The organism is uncultured Thiodictyon sp., assembly GCF_903828115.1.
Classification (GTDB): Bacteria; Pseudomonadota; Gammaproteobacteria; order Chromatiales; family Chromatiaceae; genus Thiodictyon.
Genome location: NZ_CAIKKU010000159.1, coordinates 1 through 5,250, shown reverse-complemented (window position 1 = coordinate 5,250; position 5,250 = coordinate 1). Strand labels below are relative to the sequence as shown.

The 5,250-nt window shown below is 70.6% G+C and carries 6 protein-coding genes; 5 read left to right on the top strand and 1 reads right to left on the bottom strand.

The annotated features are described in order from the left end of the window. From QZY48_RS05790 to QZY48_RS05770, 5 genes are all read left to right on the top strand, one after another. Positions 1–258: hypothetical protein (locus QZY48_RS05790; protein ID WP_295428909.1), on the top strand; the 258-nt coding region annotated here is incomplete at its 5' end. Then, positions 255–2,858: a hypothetical protein gene (locus QZY48_RS05785; protein ID WP_295428907.1), complete on the top strand. Its 2,604-nt coding sequence runs from the start codon at positions 255–257 to the stop codon at positions 2,856–2,858. The genes QZY48_RS05790 and QZY48_RS05785, both read left to right, overlap by 4 nt. Positions 2,859–2,869: 11 nt before the next feature. Further along, positions 2,870–3,163 (top strand): molecular chaperone DnaJ, encoded by a 294-nt coding sequence (locus QZY48_RS05780; RefSeq protein ID WP_295428905.1) that lies wholly within the window; start codon positions 2,870–2,872, stop codon positions 3,161–3,163. Beyond that, the gene (gene grpE / locus QZY48_RS05775; protein ID WP_295428902.1) at positions 3,163–3,822 is read left to right on the top strand and encodes a nucleotide exchange factor GrpE; all 660 of its coding nucleotides are present in this window, start codon (positions 3,163–3,165) and stop codon (positions 3,820–3,822) included. The genes QZY48_RS05780 and grpE overlap by 1 nt, the downstream gene beginning before the upstream one ends. Positions 3,823–4,110: 288 nt before the next feature. After that, positions 4,111–4,629 (top strand): CIA30 family protein, encoded by a 519-nt coding sequence (locus QZY48_RS05770; protein ID WP_295428901.1) that lies wholly within the window; start codon positions 4,111–4,113, stop codon positions 4,627–4,629. On the opposite strand, the gene QZY48_RS05765 is transcribed toward QZY48_RS05770, so the two are convergent. Next, positions 4,623–4,898, bottom strand: a complete 276-nt coding sequence (locus tag QZY48_RS05765; protein WP_295428898.1) for a hypothetical protein — start codon at positions 4,896–4,898, stop codon at positions 4,623–4,625. The two genes, QZY48_RS05770 and QZY48_RS05765, sit on opposite strands and share 7 nt — an antisense overlap. Positions 4,899–5,250 lie beyond the last annotated feature (352 nt).

Sequence of the window (5,250 nt, the reverse complement as noted above, 5' to 3'; positions counted from 1 at the left end):
GTTGTCGTTGTCGTAATCGAACAATCCGATCACGACAACGACAACGACAACGACAACGACCAGGACAGCGTACCCGGGATCTCGGTCACCACGTCAGTTCTGATCGCACCCGACCCCGGTATCCCCGAAGTGTGGGGGCACATCGGCCCCGTCCCAACGCGCCGACGGGATATTCGATGCACTGCACGGTATCATTGCACCTTCGCCCCCGCGCCCCAGGGCCGGCGGGGCCACCCTCGGGCCCGGATAAACGTATGAAAAAATCGCGCAAGGTCGGCGCCGCGGCGCCCAAGTCCCCGCAACAGTCGGCGGCGGCGCTGCTGGCCCTGGCCCAAGGCCAGGCCGCGGCGGGCCGCTGGCGGGAGGCGACCGCCGCCTTCAAGGACCTGCTCAAGATCGAGGACCGCCCCGAGTGGCGGCTGGAATTGGCCGCGGCCTACGCCGGGCGGGCCCGGGAACTGGCGGCCAAGGGGATGCCCAAGGAGGCCCTCACCCTCTGGGAGAACCGCGCCCTGGTCGCCCCGCAACTGCCCCCGGAGCTGGACTATTGCGCCCTGCTCCTGCGCCAGGGCAAGGTCCAGGCAGTACTGGACCTGCTGGCCCAGGCGGGCGGGCGCCTGGACGGTGCGACCTTGACCGCCCTGCGCTCCCACCTGGCCGCGCTGCATCTCGCGGGCGAGACGGCAGTGGCCGCGGGGCTCCCGGCCGATGATCCCATTCGTGCTTTGGGGCTGACCGCCGCTGCGGCCCTGGACGCGTACTGCCGGGGCGACGACGCGGCCCTGCAAGAGGCCCTGGCCGCCATCCCCTTCCGCTCCCCCTATCGCGACCTGGCGCAGGTCCTCAAGGCCCTGCAGCGGGCCCCGGCGGCACCCGCCGAGGCCGCCGCGCTGCTTGAACGGGTCGGCGACGACTCCGGCTTCGCCCCCCTGCGCCGGGCCTGTGCCCTGGCCCTGGGTCCCCCGGAGACACTCCCGGCCCGGCTGGCGGACGCCGGGGAGCAGACCCGCCGCTTCGCCCTGACCCTGGCCGGCTGGGGGGATGAACGCCAGGCCCTGTGGGAGGAGACGCGCCGGGTCGGCGGGACCGGTCCCCAGGCCCTGCTGCGCCTGCTGCAGCGCCGTCGCGCCCTCCTGGGCGAGGACTGGGCGCGGCGTCAGGCCCTGCGCCTGCTGGTCCCCGGCTTTCCCAAGAGCGCGGCCCTGATCACCGAGGGCGGCGGGCGACGCCTGTCCCCGGACGAGCGCCTGCTGGTCACCGCCTGGCACGCCGAGGAGAGCCCCAACCCCTGGGAGGCGATCGAGGCCTGGGAAGCCTATGCCGATCATTTGATCGAGGCCGGACCGGGACCGGCCGGCAGCGACGCCGCCCTGCGCGTCGCCCTGGTCCTGCGCCGGGTGGACAGCCACCGCGATATCCTGGCCGGGGTGGCCCCCTCCCAGGACCCGGACAGCCCGGATCGAGACCTGGCCAACGCGCTCGCCCTGAGCCTCACGTATGACCCCGACGACCGTGACACCTATGAGCGCCTGGTCCGCTACTACCTGCGCGGCGACCGCCTCAAGGACGCCCGCCCCCTGCTGGAGCAGGGTCTCAAGCGCTTCCCCAAGGACCTGGGCCTGCTGACCGCGGCCATGGACGCGGCGCTGGCCGGGGACGCCTTCAAGAAGGCGGCGCGTTACGCCCACGAGATCCTGGCCCTGGACCCGATCAATAGCGGCGCCCGCGAGCGCCTGGTCAAGGCCCATCTGGCCCATACACGCAAACAGGTCCGCGCCGCCCGCTACGACCTGGCCCGTAAGGAACTCGACGAGGCGGGGCAGTGGGACCAGGACGGGCGGCGGCGCGAGCAGCGCGCCCTGCTCGCCGGCCTGCTCGATCTGATCGAGGACGAGTCCCGCGGCCGGGACGCCCTGCGCGCCCAGTTCGCCGCCCTGGGCGACGGCCTGGCCGCGGCCCTGGCCCTGACCCTGGAGGCGGTCGCCATCGGCCGCACCGCGGCCTGGGCACTCAAGGCGGCCGGCAGCGGCAAGCCCCAGGCCCCGACCCAGGCGGATCTGAGCGCCTTCCTGGCGCGGCTGCGCGCCCATCTGGAAGGGGGCGAAGGGCTCGCGACCGAGCTGCAACGCCTGTTCGACAAGCCGCTGAGCGTCGCCGCCAAGTGGCCCCTGACCCTGGCCGAGTCGGAAGCGGCCTGCGACACCCTGCGCCGGGCCGGTCTGACCCTGGCGCGGCAGGCCTTCGCCGTGGCCGCACTCAAGCGCTGGCCGCATACACCGGTGTTCGTGCTGCATCAGTTCGAGTCGCGCCGGACGGGCCGCCGCAGTCACCCGGACCGCGCCGAGATGGGCCAACTGGAAGACGCCTGGATCCGGGCGCGCGCGGCCGGGGACGAGCGCACCGCCCATCGTATCGAACAGGTCATCGACCAGTATGCACCGCCGCCGTTCTTCCCAGGCCTGCCCGGCGGGTTCTTCACCGACGCATTCGACGACGATGACGATGGGCCGGGGCCGGACCTGGGCCAGCTCCCGATTCCACCGGACGCGGCCATGCGCGCCATCATCGAGATCATGGGGATCGATCAGGTGCTCAAGATCGCCGGGCTCAGCGCCCAGGAGCGCGCCGAGTTCAAGCGGCGGGAGCGCGAGTTGGGCCGGGCGCGGATGATCGATGAGGTGCTCGAACTGATGCGCGAGGAACTGCCCGACTTCGGCACCGGGATGCCGCCCGCCCCGGGTCCCGGCGGCCGCGGCGCTCCGCCCCGCGGGGGGCCCAAGGGCAAGCGCCAGACGCCGCGGGCGACTGATACCAAACCCCCGAGTGACGACGACCCCGAGCAATTTGAACTCTTCTAGACGAGCGAGCGATGAGCGATCCCTACCTCACCCTTGGACTGCCCCCGGACGCGGACGACGCCGCGGTCTACGCCGCCTATCTGGCGGCCGTCAAGACCTGCCCGCCGGAGCGCGACCCCCAGCGCTTCCAGGACCTGCGCACCGCCTACGAGTCGCTGCGCACCCACCGCGCCCGCCTCGCGACGGCCTTGTTCAACCAGGAACCACCGACCCTGCTCGAGGTCCTGGACCGCGCCGACCCGGTGGGCGCACCCCGCCGTCCAGCCCGGGCGCTCTTCGACGCCCTGCTGCGCGGGGGTGACTGATGGCCCCCGACGACCGCGCGCAATTGATCGAGCGCTTCACCGCCTACCTGGACGCCGCGGATGACCCCGCGAGCAGCGCGGCGGCTGACGCGGCGCCCGGTCCGCAAGCCCCGGACCTCTTCACCCTGTTCGCGGAAGTCGCCGCCCTCAAGAACGAGATCAAGATCGAGTCGCGCCAGGTGAAGGGCGCCCTGGATCAGTTCCGCGACGCCTTCGACCTGGTACGCCAGGCCCAGAACGCGCAGCAGGAGGCCCAGACGCAACGCGCCGAGGCCGAGCGGCGCGCCCGCGAGGACACGCAGCGCGACCTGTTGCTGGAACTCCTGGAACTGCGCGACCGGCTCCAGGCCGCGGCGGATCAGGCCCAGCGCTACCGCCCCGGTTGGCTGGCCCGCCGCGGCGGCGCCGCGGTCTTCGTCACCGCCATGGCCGCGGGGCTCGGCATGACCCTGCGCCGCCTGGACGACATCCTCGCGCGTCGCGGCGTCCAGCCGCTGCCGGCCCTCGGCCAGCGCTTCGACCCCCAGACCATGCACGCCGCCGAGGTCGGGCGAGACCTCAAGCAGGCGGCGGGCCTGGTCCTCACCGAGGTGCGCCGCGGCTTCGTGCAGGGCGAGCGGCTGCTGCGGCCGGCCGAGGTTGTCGTCAATCGTTTGTGATATAGTTTTCTGATATCACGATATCGATAGGGAAGCAGCGCGGGGAGGAGAGGAGCGATCAATTCAGGTCATTGGATGCGCTGACGAAGCCACCGCATGGCTATCTCGAGGTAAGCAGACTCCAATACCACCACTGCTTAAGGAAACACTGATGACCAATCGTAAGACCGGACGGGATTCGGATTCCGGAAAGCTGCCGATCAAACCGATGCCCTGTTGGTAAGTCGAAATAGCCACGATTTTCCCGTCGATCATCCCCGCGTTCGCGTTCCTTATCAGGTCTGACCCATGCCCACCGCACCCTCTCCGCTCATCGACGACCGCGCCAGCGGTGACCTGAATGCCAGCCTGGGCACCCGCTGGCAGTTCATCGCCGACACCGTCATGGGCGGCGTCTCGCGGGGCGGGCTGGCCGCTGAGGTCGTCGATGCCCGGCCCTGCCTGCACCTGACCGGTCAGGTCAGCCTGGCGCACAACGGCGGTTTCATCCAGGCGGGTCTGGACCTCGGAACGGCCGGCCTGGTGGATGCCCGGGGCTGGAGCGGGATCGAATTGGTGGTCCGGGGCAATGACGAAACCTATAACCTGCACCTGCGCACGGTCGACACGCGGATCGTCTGGCAGTCGTATCGCACCTCGTTCCGGGCGCCGCCGCGCTGGGAGACGGTGCGGCTGCCCTTCGGGACCTTTGAGCCCTACCGGATCGACTGCCCGCTGGACCTCGCCGTCCTGCGGCGCCTGGGGCTGGTCGCGATCGGCCGGGAGATGACGGCCGACCTTTGTCTCGCGCGTGTTGCCTTCTATTGATTGTCGGGCCTTGATCTGAGGCCCGGGTGATCGCGCCGGTATCCACCGCAGCGGGTCATTGCCGCACCTCCCCCAATGCCGCGCATTGAGGCGTCGGCGACGGATCGAACCGTGACAGCAGACGCATCGCTGGTCTCCTGGCCCAGCACCCAGTCTTCGCCGACCGCACTCAGGAACTCGCCGGTGCGCAGCGTACCGCGAAACCGGTCTCCATCCGGGTGATCGGCGAGGCAGGCGGCGACCGCGGTACCGTCGTCACGGGCATTCAATACCCAGACCTCGTCATTGCTCAGTTCATCGATCAGGATCGAGCATTGGGGCGTCCCGGTTGAACCATGCTGTCACGGCGCGCCGACAATGGCTAGCGATGCCGCTGCTGCGTAGCCCCGAAGCATAGCACCGCGGCCCCGGTCACGCGCGACGCCGAGGGGATCGGGGGCCTTGATCGTAATCCCGGCCAGCGGCGTGCGTAGTCAGGGCTTCCAGCCCTGACGGTGTCAGGCCAGGATGGCCTGACTACGCACCCGGCGAGCCCAAGTGGCCGGAATCTTGATCGAGGCCGGATCGGGCTACAGCTACCGGACGTTCTCACGGACCGGGCGTCGTTGTCGTTGTCGTAAT